Genomic DNA, 23,242 nt, shown 5'->3' with positions numbered 1-23,242 from the left:
TATGCTTGTTTCCTCTCTTCCTATGAAAGACCCCGGCCTGGCGCCGGGGTTTTTAATGGGCGATTGCCGTTAACTCGCCGGCCTCATCACTGAGGCAGTCGCCTCGTCATAACGATTTTCCCATTCCTGTCGCAGCAAAATAAGGTGCCGACCAGACCCCTTTGATGGGGGGCTTCCCCCATATGGAGGGATGGTGGAGCAAATGTTCTGCTCTAGGGTGAGTTGGCCCCAAAGAGGGCCGTATGGAAGCAAATTGTCTAATGACATAACTCAATGCATAAGGAAATCTGATGAAAGCAACTCCCATAGCCCTGCTGCTGGCCGGTGTGCTGGCCTCACCGCTCTGCGCCGCCGCCCTCGATGCGCGCCTCTCCCTGGTGGAAGGCAGCACGGATGATGTGCGGGTCAACCTGACCCTGACCAACACGGGTGACAAACCCATCCGCCTGCTCAAGTGGCAACTGCCGGGCAGCGAGGATGCCCCCCTGTTCGTGGTGGAGCGCGACGGCCAGCGGGTCGACTACGAGGGGGCCCTGATCAAGCGGGCCGCGCCGACCGACAAGGACTTCCAGCTGCTCAAGGCCGGCCAGAGCCTGACCCTGCAGGCCGAGATCTCCGGCCTGTACGACATGAGCGCTCAGGGTCAATACAGCATCCGCTACCAGTTGCCGACTCTGGAGAAAGCGGCCGGCGCTCCCAAGGCCAAGCAGGCCCAGGCGAGCGAGTCCAACGCCGTCAGCCTCTGGCTGGAAGGGGTGAGCGACGAGCGGCTGCAAGCCAAGGCCGCGCCGCTGGCCGAACCCCAGGCGGTGACCGCCTCGGTGAGCTTCACCGGGCGCTGCACCAATACCCAGAAGAGCGACATTCTGACGGCTCTCGATGCGGCCAGCAGCATTACCAATAACTCAAGCAGTTATCTGGCAGTGGATAAACCTACCGGGCAGCGCTATCGCAGCTGGTTTGGTGCCTACAGCACGGCCCGCTGGGATCAGGCCGAGACCCAGTTCAGCAAGATCAAGGATGCCATCGACAACAAGCCGCTCACCTTCGACTGCGGTTGCCAGCAGAGCTACTTCGCCTACGTCTATCCGGATCAGCCCTACAAGGTCTATCTGTGCAAGAGCTTCTGGTCGGCCCCGGTCAATGGCACCGACTCCCGTGCCGGCACTATCGTTCACGAGCTGAGTCACTTCAACGTGGTGGCAGGCACAGACGATCTGGGTTACGGTCAAAGCAACGCCCGCAACCTGGCGAACACGGATCCGGTGAAGGCGCTCAACAACGCCGACAACCACGAGTATTTCGCCGAGAACACCCCGAGCGAAAATTGATGTGTGATGGGGCCGCGAGGCCCCTTTTTGATGGAGGCACCATGATGACACTCTTGTTGACCACGCTCGCCCTCGCGGCCCCCTTGCAGTGCGAGTTGTCGGTCAAGGCCGAAAGTCCGGTGAACGAACCTCTGCCCCTGGTGATGACCCTGGCCAACCTGGGGGAGGGGCCGCTCGAGGTGCTGGGCTGGTTCACCCCGTTCGAGGGCTGGTTCGCCGATGCCATCGACCTGCGTCTGGGGGATCAGCCGATTGCTTACAAGGGGCCGCTGGCCAAGCGTGGCGCCCCCGCTGCCGACGACTTCTTTATTCTGGGCGCGGGCCAGAAGAGCCGGGCGGATGCAGACTTGACCCAGGTGTACGACTTGTCTCGTCCAGGGGAATATCACTTGAGCTACCGCCCCCAGTCCCTGACCCTGACCCAAGGGGTGGCCCCGAGTTGCCCCGCCATCAGCTTCACCCGAGTCGCGGCGCCCTAGGCCACTCGCTCGCCCTCGCTTTCCAGCAACCCCACCGCGCGGGCGGCGACCGCGAGATAACGGTATGGATGGGATGAGCCCACCTGCTCCCGCCAGCAGCAGTGCACCAGCTTGATCACATGGTCGTCCAGACTCTCATTTGCCTGTGTTAGTACCTTCTCCCACTTCAGTCCTGTGGTGTCTGGCCAGCGCTGAACTCTCAGCACCGGCGCCCCGACCGTGATATAGGCCGTGGCCACCGCCTGCCACATCAGGGTCTGCCAGCGCTCTTTGAGCGCATCGGGCAGATGGCGGGCGACGATGGCGGCAGCCCGGCTGCCGGTCACCAGGTGCAGCACGGTGAAGTTGCGGGTCTGCCAATAGAGGGGCAGGGCGGCCTCGGCCAGCTGTGCCAGCAGATCGCCTTCGCCAGCCAGGCTGCGTGGCAGCGAGTCCGGCCAGCGCGGGTCTGCCGCTACTTGACGCAAGCGCGCTGTGATCCACTCACCCGGCCAGTGTGAGCCCTCCCATGGGGCGGACAAGTTCGCGAGCAGAGCTGGTATGTCTCGGCACTCGGGTCCCTCGCCAGCTGGCAAAATTAGCGGCTTGCAGCGCCAGGCGGCAAGGGCCGCTGCCTGCTCCCCCAGATGACCGTTCTCCAGGGCGCAGGCGAGGCGAATAAGCGGATGGAAGGCGCCGCCGGCGGGGGAGAGGCCATCTTCCAGCAGCGCCTCGAAGGTGGGCAGCCAACCCTCCTCGGCAATGCGGATGGCGAACTGCTGGCGCAGTTGCACGAAGTGGCGTTCTTCATCGCTCTGGTTTGCCGCTCCGGCCGGCAGGGCATGGTCGCTCTGCCAATGGGTAAAGAAGCGTTGCAACTGGGCCTGGCTTGCCCCCATCTCATGCAGGGCGTGCAGCGCCATGGGGCAGTGGTTGGTGGTATCGCGGCCGTTGAGGGCGAAGGCCTGGTTCGCATCGAGCAGGGCATGGAGATTATCCATAATCGTTTGACTCCTTTTGTCGGGGGAGACAGGATGATGCAAGTTAAAGTTAACTTGAGGTCAAGGCCAAGATGGATCGCAAATGGCTGCCCATAGGTCAGATAGCCAAGCGCTCTGGTGTCAACGCCAGCGCCCTGCGCTTTTACGAGGAAAAGGGGCTGATCCAGAGCCTTCGCAGCGACGGGGGACAGCGGCTCTATCCCCAGGATGCCCTGCGCCGCATCGCCTTCATTCGAGTGGCGCAAGGGATGGGCCTGAGCCTGGGGGAGATTGCCGAGGCCCTGGCCGGGCTGCCCGATGGTCGCACGCCGGATCGCCAGGACTGGGAGCGGATAGCCGGCCAGTGGCAGGCTCTGCTCGATCGGCGCATCGAGACCCTGCAACTGATGAAGCGAAAACTCGGCGCCTGCATCGGCTGCGGTTGCCTGTCGCTGGAGCACTGCGGCCTCTACAACCCGGAAGATCAGGCCGCTGCCAAGGGGAGCGGGCCCCGCTATCTGCTGGGGGATCAGCCACCAGAGCGCGACTGCTGAGGGTTATCAGGAAGAGGATCAGAGAGGCCAGGCCAGGGCGCCGAGCCTTTTCACCCAAGGGAGCAGAGATGAAACTGGAACAACTTAAAAGGGAGCTGGAGTGCTTTGGCGAGGAGAACGACAAGGCGCAGTCGGCTCGCGGTCACAAGATGCTCAATATCACCAGGGACACGGGGGCGCTGCTGGCGGTGCTGATACAGACCCGAGGGGCGGCGGATGTGTTGGAGATAGGCACTTCCAACGGCTATTCCACCCTCTGGCTGGCCGAGGCGGCGCAAAGGCTGGGGGGCAGAGTCACCACCATAGAGCGAGACGAAGACAAACTGGCGTTGGCTGGGCACAACTTCCGGCGCGCCGGTCTCGATACCGTCATCACCCAGTTGGCGGGGGAGGCCGATGCTCTGCTGTCTACTCTGCCTGCGGCTGGCTATCAGCTTATCTTTCTGGACTCGGATCGCCAGCAATACCAAGCCTGGTGGCCCGAGATCCGGCGTCTGCTGGCCCCGCGTGGCCTGCTGGTGGTGGATAACGCCATCTCCCATCAGGGGGAGATGCAGGCGTGGATGACAGAGGTGCGCGGTGATCCCGGCTTTATCACCTCCCTGGTGCCGGTAGGCAAGGGGGAATGGCTGGTAGCTAGCCTGTGAACCGCATTTTATGCTAAGTGGCCCTGCCTCCTGCGCCGTCAGGTCAGCGTCTCGACACGGGCGGGATGAGCCGTCGGCCCAGTCACGTTAAAGAACCCTGCGGTTCCTCGTCCACCGCAGGGCCATCAATAGCCCCTCTCATTTTCATTTTTCGTTATCCATTCTTTCGCTAAATATCGCCATATTTCATGGTTTGGCCAGGGAATGTCCCGCGTTATGTTTTGTCCATGCCACCACGGCACCGTTTAAATAAATGAAGGTGCGCTTTGAATAAAAGTAATTAAGCAAAGCGTATCCGTGGTCAGGCTCCCTATATAGATGTCAGGGCTCCCGCCTAAATATCGTTGGCAAGCGTTTGGATATTCATAAATATAACGAGGCATAAGATGAAAAAACTGCAATCCCTGTTTGCACTGGCCGCCCTGCCACTGGCTCTGATGAGCTCGCTGCAGGCACAGACCCAGTCCAGCCTTGCCGCCATCCAGAGCGCCGGGGTGATCAAGATAGGCACGGAAGGGGCCTACCCTCCCTTCACCTTCCACGACAAGAGCGGCAAGCTGGTGGGCTTTGATGTGGAGATAGGGGAGCTTATCGCTCACTCCCTCGGGGTGAAGCCGGAGTTTGTGGAGGGCAAGTGGGATGGTCTCATCGCCGGGGTGGACGCCAAGCGCTACGATCTGGTGCTCAATCAGGTGTCCATCACCCCAGAACGGCTGAAAAAGTATGACTTTTCAGACCCCTACATCACCTCTAAGTCGGTGGTGCTGGTACACAGCGACAACGACAGCATCAAGAGTTTCGCCGATCTGAAGGGCAAGACCTCGTCCCAGTCCCTGACCAGCAACTTCGCCCAACTGGCCAAGAACTCAGGCGCCGAGGTGGTGGCGACCGAGGGTTTCAACCAGTCTCTCGAGCTGGTGCTGACCGGACGAGTGGATGCCACCATCAACGACAGCCTCTCCTACCTGGACTTCAAGAAGCACAAACCCGATGCCAGGTTGAAGATCGCCGCCACCGGTGAAAAAGGGGAGCAATCCGGCGCCTTGCTCGCCAAGGGACAACCCGAGTTGCTGGCCGCCATCAATCAGGCACTGCGCGGTGCGAAACAGGATGGCGCCTATCAGAAAGTCTCCCAGAAATATTTCGGCACCGATGTTTCGCAATAATATCGCGGCAATATCACAACGTTTGAGGTAATTAACGTGCCCCCCTGGTTGCAGCTCGTAATAGATTCTTTCTGGCCCCTGCTCAGCGCGGGGCTTATTTTTACCGTGCCGCTGACGCTGATCACCTTCGTGCTGGGTATCTTGCTCGGCTTTCTGGTGGCGTTGGCCCGCTTATATGGGCCGAGGCCGCTGGTCGCGCTGGTACGTTTCTACGTCTGGCTTATTCGGGGCACGCCGCTGCTGGTGCAGCTTTTTCTGATTTTTTACGGGCTGCCGAGCGCCGGCATAGTGCTGGACGCCTTCACCGCCGCCATCATAGGTTTCACCCTCAATATCGGTGCCTACAGCTCGGAGATCATCCGCGCCACCCTGGCCGCCATCCCCAAGGGGCAGTGGGAGGCGGCGCACTCCATCGGCATGAGCTGGCCCCAGGCCATGTGGCGGGTGATCCTGCCCCAGGCGGCGCGCATCGCGGTGCCGCCACTCTCCAACACCTTCATCTCCCTGGTCAAGGACACCTCCCTGGCGGCGGCGGTGACGGTGCCAGAGCTGTTCCAGGCGGCCCAGCGGCTCGCCTCCGTCACCTATGAGCCTCTCATCCTCTACACCCAGACGGCCGTCATCTACCTGATGTTCAGCTCAGTGCTCTCCGCCTTGCAGGACAAACTGGAGCGCAAACTGACCCACAAAGAGACCCGGGAGGTCGCACCATGATCCGGTTGAGCGGTATCGAGAAGCAGTTTGCCAACCAGTTGGTGCTCAAGGGGGTGGGGCTCAAACTCGAGGCCGGCACGGTCACGGCGCTGATTGGCCCCTCCGGCAGTGGCAAGAGCACCTTGCTGCGCTGCGTCAATCTGCTGGAGCGGCCGGACGCGGGGCAACTGGTGCTGGAGGAGAGCGAGCTGGACTTCGCCCATGGGATCAGCCGCGCCCAGGTATTGGCCCTGCGCCAGCAGACCGGCATGGTGTTCCAGAGCTTCCAGCTGTTTCCACACATGACGGTGCTGGAGAACGTGACCGAGGGGCTGGTGACCGTCCTGAAGTGGCCAAAGGAGCGGGCGCTGACCCGTGGCCGTGAGTTGCTCGACAAGGTGGGGCTCAGCCACAAGGCCGACTCTGTGCCGGCAACCCTGTCCGGCGGTCAGCAGCAGCGGGTCGCCATAGCCCGCGCCCTGGCGCCCTCACCCAAGGTGCTGCTCTGCGACGAGCCGACCTCGGCGCTGGATCCCGAGCTCGCGCTGGAAGTGGTCGCCGTGCTGCGCCAGCTGGCCCGGGAGGGAACCACCATGCTCATCGCCACCCACGACTTGCGCCTGGCGGCCCAGATTGCCCAGCAGGTGATCTTCCTGGAAGCGGGAGAAGTGGTGGAGGAGGGCAGTGCACACCAGATGTTCACCGCCCCCAGGCGAGCGCGCACCCTGGCCTATATCTCCACCCTGACCGAGCGGCTGCCGGAGAGCTGGAGCATCTAGCCGCACCGGTTGCTGGCAACAAGCAGACATAAAAAAGCCCCGCAATGCGGGGCTGTTTGTTTGGCGTTAGCGGCCTTGCGGCAGCTTACACGGCCAGGTAGTCCATGATCCCTTCGGCGGCCTTGCGGCCCTCGTAGATGGCGGTCACCACCAGATCCGAGCCGCGCACCGCATCGCCACCGGCGAACACCTTGGGGTTGCTGGTCTGGAAGGCATAATCCGCCTTCTCGCTCGCCTTGATGCGTTCCCGGCTGTCGAGTTCGATGCCGTATTGCGCCATCCAGGGCTGGGGATTGGGCTGGAAGCCAAACGCCATCACCACCGCATCGGCGGCCAATACCTGCTCGGAGCCCTCGATCACCACCGGATTGCGACGACCATTGGCATCCGGGGCGCTGAGCTCTGTGCTCACCACCTTGATGCCGCAGGTGCGGCCATGGGCATCCAGTTCCACGCCGATGGGTTGCAGGTTGAACATGAATTCCACCCCTTCCTCATGGGCGTTCTTCACCTCCCGCTTGGAGCCCGGCATGTTGTCGGCGTCCCGGCGATAGGCGCAGATCACCTTGTCGGCCCCCTGGCGGATGGCGGTACGCACGCAGTCCATGGCGGTGTCGCCGCCGCCGAGCACCACTACCTGCTTGCCGGCGAAGTCGATGTAATCGGCCTGGGCCTTCTCAAAGCCCAGCAGGCGGTTGGCGTTGGAGATGAGGTAGGGCAGGGCATCGTACACGCCGGGCGCAGTCTCGTTCTCGAAGCCGCCCTTCATGTACTTGTAGGTGCCGACCCCGAGGAAGACGGCATCGAACTCGCCCAGTAGATCGGCGAAGGTGACATCCTTGCCCACCTCTGTCTCGAGGCGAAACTCGATGCCCATGCCCTCGAAGATCTCACGGCGGCGCTGCATCACCTCTTTTTCCAGCTTGAAGGAGGGGATGCCGAAGGTGAGCAGGCCACCGATCTCCGGGTACTTGTCAAACACCACGGCGCTGACACCGTTGCGGGCCAGCACATCGGCACAGGCGAGCCCGGCGGGGCCTGCGCCTATGACGGCGACCCGCTTGTCGGTCTTCACCACCTTGGAGAGATCCGGGCGCCAGCCCATCTCGAACGCCTTGTCGGTGATGTATTTTTCGATGTTGCCTATGGTCACGGCGCCGAAGCGATCGTTGAGGGTGCAGGCACCCTCGCACAAGCGGTCCTGCGGGCAGACGCGGCCGCACACCTCAGGCAGGCTGTTGGTCTGGTGGGAGAGCTCCACCGCCTCCAGGATGCGTCCCTCGTTGGCGAGCTTCAGCCAGTTCGGGATGTAGTTGTGAACCGGGCACTTCCATTCGCAATAGGGGTTGCCGCAGTCGAGGCAGCGATCCGCCTGCATGCCGACCTGGGCCTGGTTGAAGGACTCGTAGATCTCCACAAACTGGATCTTGCGGATCTTGAGTGGCTTCTTGGGCGGGTCGACCCGCTGGACGTCGATAAACTGGAATACGTTCTGGCTCATAGGGTTCCCTCCTTATTGCGCCTGGATTCTGAGTTCTGCACTAGAGCGGCTGGTGTGACCGAGCAGGGACTTGACGTCGCTGGACTTGGGTTTGATCAGCCTGAACTTGGGCACATAGGAGTCGAAGTGGGCCAGGATCTCCTCGGCGCGCGAACTGCCTGTCTCGTTCAAATGCGCCGTGATGATGCCGCGCAGGTGTTCCTGATGGATGGCCAAATCCGCCACGTCCAGCAGTTCTACCAGCTCCGGGTTGGTGCGCTTGGCAAAGTTGCCACACTCGTCCAGCACATAGGCGAACCCGCCCGTCATGCCGGCCGCGAAGTTGACCCCAGTGTTGCCAAGGATGGTGACTATGCCGCCTGTCATGTATTCACAGCCGTTGTCGCCGATCCCCTCGACCACCGCCAAGGCCCCTGAGTTGCGCACCGCGAAACGCTCGCCGGCGGTACCGGCCGCATAGAGCTTGCCGCCAGTGGCGCCATAGAGGCAGGTGTTGCCTATGATGGCTGCCTCGTGGGACTTGAATGCCACGCCGACATGGGGTTTGACCACCAGCTTGCCGCCGGTCATGCCCTTGCCCACATAGTCGTTGGCATCCCCGGTGAGGATGAGTTCGAGGCCGCCCGCATTCCAGACGCCGAAGCTCTGACCGGCGGTGCCGTTGAAGTGTACCCGCACCGGATCCGCCGCCATGCCCTGGTTACCGTGACGCTTGACGATCTCGCCGGACAGGCGCGCCCCCACGGAGCGGTCCGTGTTGCGAATGTCGTAGCGGAACTCGCCGCCGCTCATGTTCTCCACCGCGTCCAGCAGATCTTCCACCATCTTGAGGTTCAAGGGCCCCTTGTCGAAGGTGGGGTTGTGCTGCTGACTGAACAGGCTGGAGCCTGCCGGCGCCACCGGGCTTGCCAGTATGCCGGACAAGTCCAGCTTGGACTGGCGGGCGGTGAGGCCGGGCAGGGCCTCGAGCAGGTCGGTGCGACCGATGAGATCGGTGAGCTGGCTGACGCCAAGCTGGGCCATCAGCTCGCGGGTCTCTTCGGCGATGAACTTGAAGTAGTTCATCACCATCTCCGGCAGGCCGGTGAAGTGCTCGCGGCGCAGCTTCTCATCCTGGGTCGCGACGCCGGTGGCGCAGTTGTTCAGGTGGCAGATGCGCAGGTATTTGCAGCCGAGCGCCACCATGGGGCCAGTGCCGAAACCGAAGCTCTCGGCGCCGAGGATGGCCGCCTTGATGATATCCAGACCGGTCTTGAGACCGCCGTCCACCTGCAGGCGCACCTTGTGGCGCAGGCCGTTGGCGACCAGGGCCTGTTGGGTCTCGGCCAGACCCAGCTCCCAGGGGGAGCCGGCATATTTGACCGAGGTGAGAGGGCTCGCCCCTGTGCCGCCGTCGTAGCCGGAGACGGTAATGAAGTCCGCATAGGCCTTGGCCACGCCGCAAGCGATGGTGCCAACGCCGGGCTCGGACACCAGCTTGACCGACACCAGACAGTCGGGGTTTATCTGCTTGATGTCGAAGATGAGCTGGGCCAAGTCCTCGATGGAGTAGATGTCGTGGTGGGGTGGGGGCGAGATCAGGGTCACGCCGGGCACGGAATAGCGCAGCTTGGCTATCTGGGCCGTCACCTTGTCACCGGGCAGTTGGCCCCCTTCGCCGGGCTTGGCACCCTGGGCGACCTTTATCTGCACCACGTCTGCGTTCATCAGGTAGTGGGGGGTGACGCCGAAGCGCCCCGAGGCCACCTGCTTGATGCGCGAATTCTTCTCGGTACCGAAGCGCTTGGGGTCTTCGCCACCTTCACCCGAGTTGCTCTGACCGCCCAAACGGTTCATGGCTACCGCCAGCGCCTCGTGAGCCTCGGGCCCGAGGGCGCCGATGGACATGGCGGCGGAGTCAAAACGCGGGAACATGCTGGCCGCGGGCTCTACCGCATCCAGTGCGATGGGGGTCGTGCCCTGCTTCAGGGACAAGAGGTCGCGCAGGGTCGCCACCGGGCGCTCGTTCACCAGACGGGCGTACTCCTTGTAATCGGCGTAGTTGCCGGAGCGCACCGCCACTTGCAGGGTCTGCACCACGTCCGGGTTATAGGTGTGGTACTCGCCGCCGTGGACGAATTTGAGCAGGCCGCCCTGGGTCAGCGGCTTGCGGCCAAGCCAGGCCTGGCGGGCCAGGTTGGCCTGATCCTGCTGGATGTCGGCAAAATCGGCGCCCTGGATGCGGCTCGACACGCCGCGGAAGCAGAGCTCCACCACGGCCTTGGAGAGGCCGATGGCTTCGAACAGCTGGGAGCAGCGATAGCTTGCCACCGTACTGATGCCCATCTTGGACATCACCTTGTAGAGGCCCTTGTTGATGCCGTTGCGGTAGTTGAGCATGGCCTGGCGCAGGCTCATCTTGAGCACGCCTTCTTCTACCTGCTTGGCGAGAGTCTCGTAGGCGAGGTAGGGATAAATGGCGGTGGCACCGAAGCCCAGCAGCACGGCGAACTGGTGCGGGTCACGTACACTGGCGGTTTCCACCAAAATGTTCGCGTCGCAGCGCAGATTGTTGTCCACCAGGGTGCGCTGCACCGCCCCCACCGCCATGGCGGCCGGGATGGGCAGGGTGTCGGCACTGATGTCTCTGTCCGACAGCACCAGCAGCACGGTACCGGCGCGGGCCGCGTCGGCTGCCTCGCGACAGAGGCGCTCGAGGGCCGCTTGCAGCCCCTCTGCCGGCAGGTAGTTGAGGCTCAGCACCGCATGACGGTAGTGCTCCCCTTCCAGGGCCAGCAGCTGGTGGAAGTCGGAGTAGAGCAGGATCGGCGACTGGAACAGCACCCGGTGGGCGTGGCCGAAGGTCTCGTTGAACACGTTCTGCTCGCGGCCGATACAGGTGGCCAGCGACATGACGTGATTTTCCCGCAGAGGATCGATAGGCGGGTTGGTCACCTGGGCGAACATCTGGCGGAAGTAGTCGTACAGGGTGCGCTGGCTGGAGGAGAGCACCGCCATGGGGGTGTCATCCCCCATGGAGCCCACCGCCTCCTGGCCGTTCTCGCCGAGCACGCGGATGATCTGGTCCAGCTCCTCATAGGAGTAGCCAAACAGCTTCTGATAGGTCTTGAGGCGATCGTTGGGGAACTCGCGGGCACCGGTACTGGCGTCGTCCATCTGCTCGAACGGCACCAGCCGCTTGCAGTGCTTGTCCATCCACTGCTTGTAGGTGTGACGGCTCTTGAGATCGTCGTCGATCTCGAAGCTGGTCCAGATCTTGCCGTTACTGGTATCCACCACGAACAGCTCACCCGGGCCGACCCGGCCCTTCTCCAGCACCTCGTCCGGGGTGTAATCCCAGGTGCCCACTTCGGAGGCCAGCGTGATGAACTTGTCCTTGGTGATGACGTAGCGGGCCGGGCGCAGGCCGTTACGGTCCAGTGCGCAGGTAGCGTAGCGGCCGTCGGTCATGACGATGCCGGCCGGGCCGTCCCAGGGCTCCATGTGCATGGAGTTGAAGTCATAGAAGGCGCGCAGGTCGTCATCCATGTTCGGGTGCTTCTGCCATGCAGGCGGGATCAGGAGGCGCATGGCGCGGAACAAGTCCATGCCGCCGGCGAGGAAGAGATCCAGCATGTTGTCGAGGCTCGAGGAGTCCGAGCCCGTGGTATTAACGAAGGGGGCGGCCTCTTGCAAGTCCGGGATGAGCGGAGTGGCAAACTTGTAGCTGCGGGCCTTGGCCCACTGGCGGTTGCCGGCGATGGTGTTGATCTCGCCGTTGTGGGCCAGATAGCGGAACGGCTGCGCCAGCGGCCAGCGCGGGCTGGTGTTGGTGGAGAAGCGCTGGTGGAACACGCAGATGGCCGCCTGCATGCGAATGTCGGCGAGATCCAGATAGAAGCGCGGCAAATCCACCGGCATGCACAGTCCTTTATAGACGGTGACTAGGTTGGAGAGGCTGACCACGTAGAAGTAGTCGTCGCTGATGCGCTTCTCGATGCGGCGGCGCACTATATAGAGGCGGCGCTCGAGATCCTTGTCGACCCAGCCGGGGGGCGCGTTGACAAAGACCTGTTCGATGCTGGGCAGTGAGGCCTTGGCGATGGGACCGAGTACATTGGTATCGATGGGCACCTTGCGCCAACCGACCAGACTCAAGGTCTCTCTTTCCAGCTCCTCGTCTATGATGTCGCGGGTCTGCTGGGCCAACAGGGGGTCCGGATTTAGGAACAGCATGCCGACCGCATAGTTGCGGCCCAGGTGCCATCCCTTCTCTTCGGCGACAGCGCGATAGAAGCTGTCCGGTTTTTGCAGCAGCAGGCCGCAGCCGTCGCCGGTTTTGCCATCGGCGGAGATACCGCCGCGGTGCTGCATGCGAGCCAAGGCTGACATCGCGAGACGGACAAGCTTGTGGCTGGCTTCCCCTTCCATGTGGGCCAACAGGCCGAAGCCACAGTTATCCCTCTCCAGCTTTGGATCATATAGTGACATTGCATTTCTCCCTTGCTCGGCCTTCCATCGCGCTGTCATCAACTGACTGCATAAATTGCGATTGGCTCTTGTGGTTCCGTCCGCCTGAGGTGGCGAATCTCCAAACTAATGGGAATTTTGGGCAAGGTCAATTGGACATCCCTGCTGTTTGCAATGTTACATCGCCATAACAAAATGCGGGATTGGGAGAGTGGTTGGCAATTTATCTACATATAGTGCTTCTTTGTTTCTGTTTTGTAGATGTATATGCTGTTAATGATGATTCTGGTGGTTGACTGCATCGTGCCAACGAACTGTAGTAATCTTACCAATTCACTCTCCCGGGCTCTGGCCGGGATCACATTTCGAGATCCTGAGCCTTGCATTTATTCAGATGCAGGCTAATTGAAATTTTCTTATTGTGAACAGGTGGTTAGCGGAATAAGAACGGTTTCTCTTCTGCCACTGGGGTGGGGGGAGTGGTTTCCAAAAGTAACCTAAATACGGCAATGTCGGATATTTATCCGATCAAAGGTGAATATTTATATGATTTTGAGGCTCGAAGCGGCTTGATCCAGCTCAGCCTCCCGGTTGGCGCGAGTCGGTACAATGGCACCTTATATTGGAGGTGTCATGCAGTTACACGAACTCATCAATACATTCGGCCAGGATCTCAAGCAGCGTCACGGCCAGAAGATCCACAAACTCTCCATTCACGGCGCCTTTACCTGCCCGAACCGGGACGGCACTCTGGGCCGTGGTGGCTGCACCTTCTGTAACGTCTCCTCTTTTGCCGACGAATCGGCCCAGCAACTCTCGGTGGTGCAGCAACTGCTGGCCCGGCGGGACGAAGTGACCCGTGCCAAGCGCTATCTCGCCTATTTTCAGGCCTATACCAGCACCTATGCCGAGGTGGAGTACCTGCAGCGCATGTATGAGGAGGCCTTGTCGGTGAGCGACATGGTGGGGCTGTGTGTCGGCACCCGCCCGGACTGCGTGCCGGATGCGGTACTGGACTTGCTGGCCGGCTATCAGGCGCGCGGCTACGAGGTGTGGCTGGAGCTGGGGCTGCAAAGCGCCAACGACAAGACGCTGCAACGGATCAACAGGGGTCATGGCTACGCTGCCTATGAAGATGCGGTACGCCGCGCCCACCAAAGAAGCATTAAGACGTGTGCCCATCTCATCGTCGGCCTGCCCGGGGAGGCGGCCATGGACAGTCTCGAGACCCTGCATCGCATCGTGGACACCGGAGTGGAGGGGATCAAGCTGCATCCGCTGCACGTGGTGGAGGGAAGCACCCTTGGCAAGGCCTGGCAGGCAGGGCGTCTGGCGGTACCGACCCTGGAGGAGTATGTCGCGGCGGCGGCGGCCATGATCCAGCACACCCCGCCCGAGGTGGTGTACCACCGCATCTCGGCCTCGGCCCGCCGTCCGACCCTGCTGGCGCCCGCCTGGTGCGAGAATCGTTGGACCGCCATGGCCGATATCGCCAGCGAACTGGCTCGTTCAGGCCCTCAGGGCGCTCGCCTCGGCCGACCCTTCTCCCTCCCTGCTCTTAATGAGTTGTCACTCTAATTTCATCAAAAAACAGTGGGTTATTAGATGAAATTCAGTCTTTGCAGTATAGTTTCATTCAAGTCGCCTTGATAAGATGGTCGGCTTGAAAAAGATATTGTTATCAATAAGCTTGTAATAATAATGAATCGAGTCGAAGACTCTGGCGCCGGTGCCTGTTATCAGGCGCCAGGCAAGGACCCGCTTTTCGGCTGGATGATGTTTAGGTCTGGTGATGGCAGTGATGTCATCTCCCCGTGCGCTAATTAGGTTGTCGGCTTTCGGTATCGGGATCGGTGCGCTGTTATTCTCATGATCCCCGTCACTTCGGGTGGCGATATTTCCCCGCGACAACCATCAGAACCATGTTTTGACAGGATGCTATGCAAGCAGAAACAAGCCGTATTGATGAGCTACTGGAATGCCTGGTCTTCTTGACCCGCTTTTATGGTGTGCCCAACAGCCAGGATGCCCTGACCACCGGCTTGCCGCTGGTGTCCGGCCGTCTGAGCACGGCGCTGTTTAGCCGCGCCGCCGAGCGGGGCGGCCTCTCGGCCCGTGAGGTGATCCAGCCCCTCGAGGGGATCTCCTCCCTGCTGCTGCCTTGTGTACTGCAAACCCGCAACGGCGGCGCCTGCATCCTGCTGGAATGGAACGAGGACAGGAGCCAGGGCAAGGTGATCTTCCCCCAGGCGGGCGATGCGGCGCAATGGGTCAGCACGGCCCAGCTCGGCGATGAATACAATGGCCGCTGTTTCTTCGTCAAGAAGCAGTTCAAGTTCGATGAGCGCTCCCCCAAGGTCTTGGAGACCCGTGACGGTCACTGGTTCTGGAGCACGCTGTTTGAATCCCGGGGTATCTACCGGGACGTGCTGATCGCCTCCATCCTCATCAACCTGTTCGCGGTGGCCAGCCCACTGTTCACCATGAATGTGTACGACAAGATAGTGCCCAACCTGGCGTTTGATTCCCTCTGGGTGCTGGCGGTGGGTGCCATGGTGGTGTTCACCTTCGATTTCGTGATGCGTCAGCTGCGCAGCTATTTTATCGATATCGCGGGCAAGAAATCGGACGTGCTGCTCTCGGCCAAGATCTTCGCCAAGGTGATGGGGATGAAGATGGAGTCCCGCCCCGCCTCGACGGGGGCCTTCGCCAAGCATCTGCAAGAGTTTGAATCGGTGCGGGAGTTCTTCACCTCGGCCACGGTTTCCACGCTCATTGATCTGCCCTTCGCCATCTTTTTCCTGTTCATCATCTGGCTGTTTGCCGGTGTCATGGTGGTGGTGCCCATCGTCGCCATGTTGATCCTGGTGGCCTACAGCTTCTATATCCAGGAGCCGCTCAAGCAATCCATCGAGGAGGGCTCCCGTCTCGCCTCCCAGAAGAATGCGAACCTCATCGAGAGCATTTCGGGTCTTGAAACCGTCAAGATCTTCGGTGCCGAGAGCCTGTTCCAGCACCGCTGGGAGCAGGCCGTATCCCACATCTCCACTTGGGGCGTGCAGACCCGTCGCATCACCAACTCCATGTCGTCGCTTGCGAGCTACATCCAGCAGGTGGTGACTGTGGGTCTCGTCATCGTCGGTGTGTACCAGATCTCCGAAGGGCTGGTGACCATGGGCGGCATGATCGCCGCCGTCATGCTGTCGAGCCGGGCCATCGCCCCCATGGTGCAGCTGTCCGTGCTCTCCACCCGCTATAACCAGGCCAAGTCAGCTCTCGAGATCCTCGAGAAGATCATGATGACCCCGGGTGAGCAGGAGGAGGGCAAGCAATATATCCATCACCCCGTCATCCAGGGGCGCATCGAGTTCGAGAACGTCTCCTTCAAATACCCAAACATGGAGAGCAGCACGCTGCACAACATCTCGCTGCGGATCGAGCCGGGTGAGAAGGTGGCCATCATAGGGCGGATCGGGGCGGGCAAGACCACGCTGGAGAAGCTGCTGATGGGGCTTTACCGACCAACCGATGGATCGGTGCGACTCGATGGTTTCGAGCTGGATCAACTGCCGCCGAGCGTCATTCGCCGCAACATAGGCTGTGTGCCGCAGGACGTGACCCTGTTCTTTGGCTCGGTGCGCGACAACATCATGCTGGGCAACCCGCTGGTGGACGACAACCGTGTCCTGCGGGCGGCCAAACGCGCCGGGGTGACCAATTTTACCAACCGCGATCCCAACGGTCTGGATCGGCAGATTGGCGAGGGGGGCCGTCAGCTCTCCGGCGGTCAGCGCCAAGCCATACTGCTGGCTCGAGCTCTACTCAACGATCCCCCCATCCTGGTGATGGACGAGCCAACCTCCAACATGGACAACCAGTCTGAAATGCACGTGAAGCAGGAACTGGCCAGGTTGGGACCGGAGACGACCCTGATCCTGATCACCCACAAGACCTCCATGCTGGATGTGGCCTCCCGGGTCATCGTCGTGGAGCAGGGGCAGATAGTGGCCGATGGGCCCAAAGAGGTGGTGTTGCAGCAATTGAAGGAAGGCAAGGTGCGGGTGCAGGAGACGGCTCATGGCTAACAACTGGTTCAAGAAAAAGGCTCCAGATACTGTCCTGCCCTCTTCTGAGCATCTTGAGTATGTGGATGATGGCGCCGCCGCGGTGCTGCTGACGACGCCGACCCGCGCCAGGGTACTGCTGTGGGCCTGTTTCCTGTTTTTCATGAGCGCCATCATCTGGGCCGCTTGGGCGAAACTCGATGAGGTGACTGTGGGGCAGGGCAAGGTGATACCATCGCGCCAACTACAGGTGATCCAGAACCTGGAAGGGGGGATCGTCAAGGAGATCTTCGTCAAGGAGGGGGATATCGTCGAGAAGGGTCAGCCTCTGCTGCGCATCGATGATACCCGCTTCAAATCGGATTTCCGGGAGCGTGAGCAGGAGCTGGTGACCCTCAAAGGCGATATCGCCCGCTTGCGCGCCGAGATCAAGAGCGTGGTGGTCAAGAATGAGCCCAATCTTGGCTGGCGTGAGCAGGTGGTCATCGACAAGCAGCCCATCGACTTCCCGGAAGGTTACGAGAACGTGTTCGCCGAGTACGCGACGCGGGAAAAGTCGGTTCAAAACGATCGCCTCAATAACCTGAGCAACCAGCTCTATATCCTGGGCCAGCAGATCGAGCAGAAAGAGCAGGAAACCATCGAGCTCAATGCCAAGATCCGGACTGTGGGCCGCAGCGTCGATCTGGCGCGCCAGGAGCTGAATATCAGCCGCCCCTTGGCGAAAGAGGGTATAGTGCCTCAGGTGGAGCTCATCAAGCTGGAACGTCAGGTCAATGAGATGCAAGGGGAGCTGGAGGCGAATCGCCTGCTCATCCCCAAGCTCAACTCAGTGCTGCGGGAGACCATCTCCAAGCGCAACGATATCGCCCTGAAGTTCCGCGCCGACTCCCAGACCGAGCTCAACGAGCGGCAGGGTAAACTGGGTCAGCTCTCCGAGGGGCAGATAGGCCTGCGGGACAGGGTCGATCGGACCAGCGTCATCGCGCCGCTCAAGGGCACCATCAAGAAGCTCAAGATCAATACCCTGGGCGGCGTCGTGCAGCCGGGCATGGATCTGATGGAGATAGTGCCGCTGGAGGATACCTTGCTGGTGGAGACCCAGGTATCACCCAAGGATATCGCCTTCCTGCGACCGGGGCTCGAAGCCGTGGTCAAGATAACGGCTTATGACTTCACCATTTATGGAGGCTTACATGGCAAGGTCGAACAGATAAGCGCTGACTCGATCCAGGACGAGAAGGGGAACTCCTTCTACCTGGTACGGGTGCGAACCGAGAAGAGTTACCTGGGCGATGAGCTTAACGCACTTCCCATCATCCCCGGTATGTTAGCCAGTGCAGATATCATTACTGGTAAAAAAAGTGTCCTAGACTACTTGCTAAAGCCGATCTTGCGGGCTAAGCAGTCGGCACTGAGAGAACGATAAAGCCAACAATCTAATAACAACATGACTGGAGATAACATGAAGAAGACGATTGTTGCCATGCTGGTCAGTGGCGCAGTGCTGTTCCCTGGCCTTGGCCAGGCCCAAACGCTGGAGCAGTCAGTGGCGCAGTCACTGGCGACCCATCCCAAAATCAAGGAAGCTTTTGACCTCTATCAGGCACGCCTGTATCAGCATGATGGAGCCAAGGGTGGTTACTATCCCACTATCGATCTGCGTGGTGGCGTTGGCTATGAAAAGACCGACAGCCCCTCGACCCGCGCCGCGGGCAACAACTCGCAGACGATCGATGACTCCATGACCCGTAAAGAGGCCGGGATCAGCCTGCGCCAGATGCTGTTTGATGGCTTCGATGTCAGCAGCAACGTGGCCCGGACCGATGCCGCCGCCGAGGCCCAGCGCCTGGCCATGATCTCGGAAGCGGACAACACGGCGCTGCGGGTAGCCGAGGTGTACCTCAACATGCTGCGTCAGCAGGAGATCCTGGAGCTGTCCAAGCAGAACCTGGAAACCCACGAGCAGATCCGCAGCGACATCCAGAAACGGACAGATTCGGGTCTCGGCTCTACCGCCGACCAGACCCAGATCGATGGTCGTGTGGCACGCGCCTACTCCAACCAGGCGGCGGCCGAGAACAACTATCGCGATGCCGAGAGTGAGTTCATCCGGGTCGTGAACGAAGTGCCGAAAGACCTGGTGCAACCGACTCCGAACAGCCAGCTGATCCCGGCCACCCTGGAAGATGCGCTGAAGACGGCCACCGAGGTGCACCCGACCCTGCTCTCCTCTTTGCAAGATATCGAAGAGGCCAAGTACCAGCATGAAGGCTCCAAGTCCGGTTTCTACCCGAATGTGGCCTTTGAAGTGGATCAGAACTGGAACGATGACATCGACGCGGTCAAGGGCCGTAACGATGACCTGACCGCCATGGTCCGGATGCGTTACAACCTGTTCCGTGGTGGTTCCGATCTGGCCGAAAGCAAGGCAACCTCTGCGCTCTATTCCCAGGCAAAAGACATTCATTTGAATGCCTTCCGGCAGGTGGAAGAGGGCACTCGCCTCGCCTGGAACGCCAAGGAGTCGCTGGCCAAGCAGAAAGTGTTCCTCAAAGAGCACGTGGACGCCAGCTACGACACCGTTCAGGCGTACAAGAAGCAATTCGGCCTGGGTCAACGGACCTTGCTGGACGTCTTGAACACGGAGAACGAACTGTTTGAAGCACGCCGCAGCTACATCACGGCCGAGTACGACTCCCTGCTGGCGGATTACCGGATCCTCAATGCGACCGGTGGTTTGCTCAATGCCATGAACGTGCAGGCGCCGGCCGAGTGGCAGGCCAACAACAACTGATGATCATCGCATCGACGTGATATCGGCAATAGAAATGGCTGCAGCTTGCTGCAGTCATTCTTTTATACTTCAACCTTTTACGTGAAGATTGCGATGAAATGCCACAGGGGAAACATGTGACGTCGTGGTGCAAGGCAGGCAATGACGGTATGGCCCGGCAAAGAGGATGCCTGTCGCTGCGTCGGCTACGCCCCTTGCTGTGGCTGTGCCTGCTGTCACTCCCCTTATTGCTCAATGCCAGCCAGCCGCTCTCCTCCGAGGATCTCAAACTGGTCAAAAGAGCAGAAGAAACCTATGGCGCGCGAGCGGGCAAACGGGTGACCAGTTGGCGCACGCTTGCCATGCAGAGCCGCGATGCGGGTCTCACGGATCGGCAGAAGTTGGAGAAGGTGAATCAGTTCTTCAACCAGATGCGTTTCATCGATGACATCAAGTTGTGGCACAAGAAGGATTACTGGGCGACCCCGCTGGAATTTTTGGGGGCAGCCGGTGGCGATTGTGAAGACTTCAGCATTTCCAAGTATTTTACGTTGCTGGAGCTTGGCATCCCGGATGAAAAAATGCGAATGGTCTATGTCAAGGCACTGGATTACAACCAGTTTCATATGGTCGTTGCCTACTATGAGACGCCCGCGTCAGTGCCCCTGATTTTGGACAATCTTGTCGGCGCCATCCGTCCCGCCAGTCAGCGGGCAGATTTGATGCCAATTTACAGCTTTAACGGTAGTCACTTGTGGTTGATGAAGGCGCGTGGTCAAGGTGAGCTTACCGGACAGTCGTCACGCTTGGGATTATGGAATGATTTACGCAATCGCATGACTTCTGGGCGATTGGCTCGGCCTGTGGTGAATTTGGATGATTAACCTATGACGCTCTACAGACAATTATTGGCAACCATGCTGTTACTGTTCGGGTTGCTGTTTGCCGCCACCTACTGGGTGCAGTTCAATTCGACTCGCAACTATCTGGCACAGCAGCAGGAAACCACCGTCATCAACACCGCCACCTCGCTGGGTCTGGCCCTGACGCCCTATCTGGAGAACGGTGACAAGGTGAGCGCCGAGTCAGTCATCAAGGCGGTGTTTGACGGCGGTTACTACCAGCTGGTGCGTCTGGACCTGCTGGCCTCCAAGGACGTGATCGAGCTCGAGAATACCCGCCATATTGATGGTGTGCCCCAGTGGTTTATCGGGCTGGGCCTGTTCCCTGAGGTATCCAACGAATCCATTCTGACCTCGGGCTGGTTGCAACTGGGTAAGCTCAAGGTCGTGGGCCACTCTGGCCAGGCCTATTACGAACTGTGGGAAGGGATGAGCAAGCTGGCGAGCTGGTTTTTGATTGGCTTCCTGCTCACCACCATATTGCTGATGCGCGCCCTGAGTTATCTGCTCAAACCGCTCAGACTCATTTGCGACCAGGCCGTCGAGATAGAGTTGCATCATTTCGGCCACGCCATCCCGGAACCCAAGACCCGTGAGCTGAAGCAGGTGGTGCAGGCGATCAACATTCTCTCCAGCAAGCTGGCGGTGCAGTTCAAGGAGCAGGCCGACGAGGCGGAGAACCTGCGTGCCCGTGTCTATGTGGATGCCGTCTCCGGGCTGGGCAACCGCTCTTACTTCGTCGGTCAGGTCAATGCCTGGATTGCCGAAGCCGGTCAGGGTGGTGTCATGCTGGTGGCCGTCGACATGCTGGACGATCTCTATCGTGAAGAGGGCTTTGCCGCGCGGGACAACATGGTCAAGTCCATCGCCCAGGTGCTGAAAGAGCTGCTCAACGGCTGGGATGGGGCCGCACTGGCCCGGATCTCGGCGACCGAATATGCCTTGCTCTGCCCGACCGACGATCTCGCTCAGCTCAAGGAGCTGGCTGAGCTCATCAACAGCCGCATCGCCGATCTGGTGGTCAACCCCATGGGTGAGGGCCGCGCACTCTCCGTTGTCGGTATCGCGGGGCGCGATGGCAGCGACGATCTCTCGACCCTGCTGACCAAGGCCGATAATGCCTTGGGCAAGGCGCGCAACGAGCGCCGTGGCGCCGTCGTAATGGAAGGAGGCACGGATCAGGGGCTGATGGGGCGCCTGGCCTGGCGCGATCTGGTGCAAGATGCGATCAGCCGCAACCTGTGGCGCTTCAAGGCGCAACCAGCCTGCCGTTTCGACAACGGGACGCGCCTGCACGCCGAGCTGTTTGCCTCTATCTCGCGAGATGGCACCGACTACTTTGCGGGTCAGTTCCTGCCGGCCATCGAACAGTTCAAGATGGGCTCCGAGTTCGATCAGGCGGTGCTGGAAGCATGCGGTCCCTTGCTCAGGCAGCAGCCCGAGCTGGTATTGGCCGTCAACATCACGGCGGGCTCGCTCTGTTCCGATGAGTTCCTGACCTGGTTGAAGGGTTATCTGACCTCGAATGCCGAGCTCAAAGAGAGGCTGGTGTTCGAGATCCCCGAGGGGGCCATCATGAAGCACAGGGAGCAGGTTACTACCTTGGTGAGCGCGCTGCGCGAGCATGGGTTCCAGTGGGGGGTCGATCACTACGGTCGGCATTTCCAGTCGCTCGGTTATCTGGAAGAGCTGGCACCTGCCTATGTCAAGGTGGATCACGGCTATACCAGCCAGGTCATGGAGCCTGGCGCCGATACCTCCTTCCTGGCGGCGGTGTGCCGTGCGGCGCACAACGCGGGGGTCACCACCATTGCCACCCGGGTGGAAGACGAGCAGCAGGTCGAGGTGCTGGCCAAGCTGCACATCGATGGCTATCAAGGCTTCGTCCATCCGGCATTCCCGCTGGCGTGACCAGAGTCTTCGTACCAAAAGGGCCCAAATGTGGGCCCTTTTTTATACCTGTTTAGAATAAGTGTGGTTATTTTTGACGGCGTTCACGCCCCATGGCCGAAAGTGATGTTGTTAATTTATTGATTTATTTATGTAAAAAATCACTATTCGATTTGCTGCATCGGATGGAGCTGAACAGATTCAAAGCTGTACATTTTTGCAACGGAAGCGCGATGAAGTCCCATCTAAGGTGTATGCATCGAAATTTGTCACCCTGGAGCAATGGATATGCGTACCCAAATCATCGACAAGACAGTCGTCGTCTCTTCTGTTGAAGGTAATGTTCAGATCCTGCTGGCCGATGGCAGCAGCCGAGCTCTCCAGCCGGGAGAGGTATTGCAACCAGGGGCCAAACTCGAGATCGCCGATGATGCCAAGTTGATGTTGGCGCCCTACGATGACAATCCGGCTGTGGCACCGGATGCCCCCGCCGCCCCCGATGCACCTGCTCAGGGAGACCCCTCCTCATCTGCCGAGAACAGCAACCTCCCGCCGGAAATCGCGGCCTTGCAAAAATCCATAATGGAAGGGGTCGACCCGACCAAGGACTTTAAAGCCTCGGCTGCCGGTGGGGCGCCTGCCGCAGGTGGTGGCGGCGGCGGGATCGGTGGCGTCGCTGGCGCCAGTGGTAATGGGGGTTTTGTCGTCATCGATCGTATCGGTGATGCCACCATTGCCACCGCCGGTTTCGATACCGATCACGACGCCTTGACGGCGCAGAACAACGTGCAGGCGGATGAACTCCTGCCAGACAATCAGCTCGATGATCAGGATGAGTTCGCCGTCACTCAGGAAGATCAATCCATCAGCGGTGATCTGCTGGCCAACAGCGACAACCCGGATGGTCCCTTCGATGCGTCCATCGTTTCCTACAGCTGGGGCAACAACTTAGGGGTTCCTGCAGGAACGGCGAGCACCATCAGCGGAGTCGGTACACTCATCATCAATGCTGATGGTACTTATACCTTTACCCCTGTCTCTTATACACATCT

The 23,242-nt window shown here is 60.3% G+C and carries 17 protein-coding genes; 14 read left to right on the top strand and 3 right to left on the bottom strand.

What is annotated here, in order from left to right:
- Nucleotides 1–287 precede the first annotated feature (287 nt).
- Both CUC44_RS17160 and CUC44_RS17155 read left to right on the top strand, forming a co-directional pair.
- A complete protein-coding gene (locus CUC44_RS17160; protein ID WP_425266329.1) occupies nt 288–1,331 on the top strand; it encodes a M35 family metalloendopeptidase in 1,044 nt (347 codons plus the stop codon).
- Nucleotides 1,332–1,372: 41 nt separating this feature from the next.
- Nucleotides 1,373–1,810: a protease gene (locus CUC44_RS17155; RefSeq protein WP_167388938.1), complete on the top strand. Its 438-nt coding sequence runs from the start codon at nt 1,373–1,375 to the stop codon at nt 1,808–1,810.
- On the opposite strand, the gene CUC44_RS17150 is transcribed toward CUC44_RS17155, so the two are convergent.
- Nucleotides 1,807–2,790 (bottom strand): questin oxidase family protein, encoded by a 984-nt coding sequence (locus CUC44_RS17150; protein ID WP_100861092.1) that lies wholly within the window; start codon nt 2,788–2,790, stop codon nt 1,807–1,809. The two genes, CUC44_RS17155 and CUC44_RS17150, sit on opposite strands and share 4 nt — an antisense overlap.
- 71 nt (nt 2,791–2,861) lie before the next feature.
- On the opposite strand from CUC44_RS17150, the gene soxR reads away from it, so the two are divergent.
- The 5 genes from soxR (at nt 2,862) to CUC44_RS17125 (ending at nt 6,608) form a co-directional block, all read left to right on the top strand.
- Nucleotides 2,862–3,323, top strand: coding sequence for a redox-sensitive transcriptional activator SoxR (gene soxR / locus CUC44_RS17145; protein WP_100861091.1), 462 nt, complete (start codon nt 2,862–2,864; stop codon nt 3,321–3,323).
- Nucleotides 3,324–3,391: 68 nt separating this feature from the next.
- Nucleotides 3,392–3,970, top strand: a complete 579-nt coding sequence (locus CUC44_RS17140; protein ID WP_100861090.1) for an O-methyltransferase — start codon at nt 3,392–3,394, stop codon at nt 3,968–3,970.
- 386 nt (nt 3,971–4,356) lie between these two features.
- Complete coding sequence (locus CUC44_RS17135; RefSeq protein WP_100861089.1) at nt 4,357–5,136, top strand: amino acid ABC transporter substrate-binding protein; 780 nt, start codon at nt 4,357–4,359, stop codon at nt 5,134–5,136.
- 36 nt (nt 5,137–5,172) lie between these two features.
- Nucleotides 5,173–5,850 carry an amino acid ABC transporter permease gene (locus tag CUC44_RS17130; RefSeq protein WP_100861088.1) on the top strand — a complete coding sequence of 226 codons (678 nt, stop codon included), beginning with the start codon at nt 5,173–5,175 and terminating at the stop codon, nt 5,848–5,850.
- Nucleotides 5,847–6,608, top strand: coding sequence for an amino acid ABC transporter ATP-binding protein (locus tag CUC44_RS17125; protein WP_100861087.1), 762 nt, complete (start codon nt 5,847–5,849; stop codon nt 6,606–6,608). Before CUC44_RS17130 ends, CUC44_RS17125 begins: the two co-directional genes overlap by 4 nt.
- A gap of 85 nt (nt 6,609–6,693) precedes the next feature.
- On the opposite strand, the gene CUC44_RS17120 is transcribed toward CUC44_RS17125, so the two are convergent.
- Nucleotides 6,694–8,109: an FAD-dependent oxidoreductase gene (locus tag CUC44_RS17120; protein WP_100861086.1), complete on the bottom strand. Its 1,416-nt coding sequence runs from the start codon at nt 8,107–8,109 to the stop codon at nt 6,694–6,696.
- A gap of 12 nt (nt 8,110–8,121) precedes the next feature.
- Entirely contained in the window at nt 8,122–12,579 is a 4,458-nt protein-coding gene (gene gltB / locus CUC44_RS17115; RefSeq protein WP_100861085.1) for a glutamate synthase large subunit, read from the bottom strand.
- A gap of 612 nt (nt 12,580–13,191) precedes the next feature.
- Here gltB and mnmL point away from each other — a divergent pair.
- The 7 genes from mnmL to CUC44_RS17080 form a co-directional block, all read left to right on the top strand.
- Nucleotides 13,192–14,136: a tRNA modification radical SAM protein MnmL/YtqA gene (gene mnmL, locus CUC44_RS17110; protein ID WP_100861084.1), complete on the top strand. Its 945-nt coding sequence runs from the start codon at nt 13,192–13,194 to the stop codon at nt 14,134–14,136.
- Between the two features lie 362 nt (nt 14,137–14,498).
- Nucleotides 14,499–16,643: a type I secretion system permease/ATPase gene (locus CUC44_RS17105; RefSeq protein WP_100861083.1), complete on the top strand. Its 2,145-nt coding sequence runs from the start codon at nt 14,499–14,501 to the stop codon at nt 16,641–16,643.
- Nucleotides 16,636–18,051, top strand: coding sequence for an HlyD family type I secretion periplasmic adaptor subunit (locus CUC44_RS17100; protein WP_100861082.1), 1,416 nt, complete (start codon nt 16,636–16,638; stop codon nt 18,049–18,051). Before CUC44_RS17105 ends, CUC44_RS17100 begins: the two co-directional genes overlap by 8 nt.
- Before the next feature lie 36 nt (nt 18,052–18,087).
- Entirely contained in the window at nt 18,088–19,419 is a 1,332-nt protein-coding gene (locus CUC44_RS17095) for a TolC family outer membrane protein (protein ID WP_100861081.1), read from the top strand.
- Between the two features lie 149 nt (nt 19,420–19,568).
- Nucleotides 19,569–20,282, top strand: a complete 714-nt coding sequence (locus tag CUC44_RS17090) for a transglutaminase-like cysteine peptidase (protein ID WP_100861080.1) — start codon at nt 19,569–19,571, stop codon at nt 20,280–20,282.
- A 3-nt stretch (nt 20,283–20,285) separates the two neighbouring features.
- Complete coding sequence (locus CUC44_RS17085) at nt 20,286–22,211, top strand: EAL domain-containing protein (protein WP_100861079.1); 1,926 nt, start codon at nt 20,286–20,288, stop codon at nt 22,209–22,211.
- A 267-nt stretch (nt 22,212–22,478) separates the two neighbouring features.
- Nucleotides 22,479–23,242 (top strand): retention module-containing protein (locus CUC44_RS17080; protein ID WP_244166801.1); only part of this gene is annotated, 764 nt, incomplete at its 3' end.

The organism is Aeromonas lusitana, from assembly GCF_002812985.1.
GTDB classification, from domain to species: domain Bacteria; phylum Pseudomonadota; class Gammaproteobacteria; order Enterobacterales; family Aeromonadaceae; genus Aeromonas; species Aeromonas lusitana.
Note: the sequence above shows the minus strand (reverse complement) of the source record. Positions and strands in the feature narration are given on the sequence as shown.